This window comes from Alkalibacterium sp. 20 (genome assembly GCF_001885615.1).
Lineage (GTDB): Bacteria > Bacillota > Bacilli > Lactobacillales > Carnobacteriaceae_A > Alkalibacterium.
On the sequence record NZ_LSRN01000109.1, the window covers coordinates 1 to 1,058 of the forward strand.

The 1,058-nt window shown below is 27.4% G+C and carries 2 protein-coding genes; both read left to right on the forward strand.

Annotated elements, in window-relative coordinates; all coding sequences use genetic code 11:
- The coding region (locus tag AX762_RS12285) for a glycosyltransferase (protein WP_143139374.1) at positions 1-423 on the forward strand (423 nt) is incomplete at its 5' end.
- Positions 410-1,058 (forward strand): glycosyltransferase (locus tag AX762_RS12290; protein ID WP_177244119.1); only part of this gene is annotated, 649 nt, incomplete at its 3' end. The genes AX762_RS12285 and AX762_RS12290, both read left to right, overlap by 14 nt.

Genomic DNA, 1,058 nt, shown 5'->3' on the forward strand with positions numbered 1-1,058 from the left:
AACTCAAATATTTTATTAAATCCTACAAGGCAAGACAGTTTTTCTTTAGTTACATTAGAAGCAATGAAAGCTGGTAATGTAATAATTTCTACAGACTTGTATGCGATAAAAGAAATGGTCGATGATGGAGTTAATGGGTTTTTGATTGACCCTAAATATAGATTTTTTGATGAGAATAATATGCCAAATGAGTTGGTATGGAATAACAGAAAAAAAACAATATATTCAGATTATCTAGATAATAAAATCATAGATTTTATGTTTAACAGAATATGTTATTTGAATTTAAATCGAGAAGTATTAGAAAGTATGTCTTACAATTCATATAAAAAGGGAACTGAAGGTGAATTTTCAGAGAGATTTATAGTTGATGAGTGGACAAAATTTTTTTTGAGAAATGGTGATTATAATGAAGCAAAATAGTAATAAGAACGGTGTTAATATTTGTCATATTTGTTCAAATTATGATAAGTTTTATATAGATTTTATGGAAGAACAATTACTAAAGGTTTCAACTTTGAAGGTGTTTTATTTTAGAGCAAAAGAACGAGGATTACCTGATGTAAAAGCGTCGTATTTAGATGTTAGATTAAATTACAGTAATTGGAATCGACCCTTCTTTCTGTTAAAAGAACACAAAATATTAAAGGATTTTATGAAGCTATACAAAAACAGTGCATTTGATATACTACACGCTCATACATTATTCTCAAATGGCTATATAGCAATGAGAGCAAAACAAAAATTTGGAATACCATATATTGTTGCAGTAAGAGATATGGACGTGAATATTTTCTTCAAATATAGGATTAACTTACGTAGATTAGGTTTAAGAATATTGGATAATGCAGATGGTGTAGTTTTTATTTCACGTTCTTATAAAGAAGAGGTAATGAATAAATACATACCTAAGTACTTAAAATCTGGCATCGATAAGAAAAGTAGTATTATTCCAAATGGAATTAATCCATTTTATTTAGATAATATTTACAGAAGAAAAGATAGCCCTAATCCAAATAAAATCACTATTATAACGGTTGGGTATGTGAGTAAAAGAA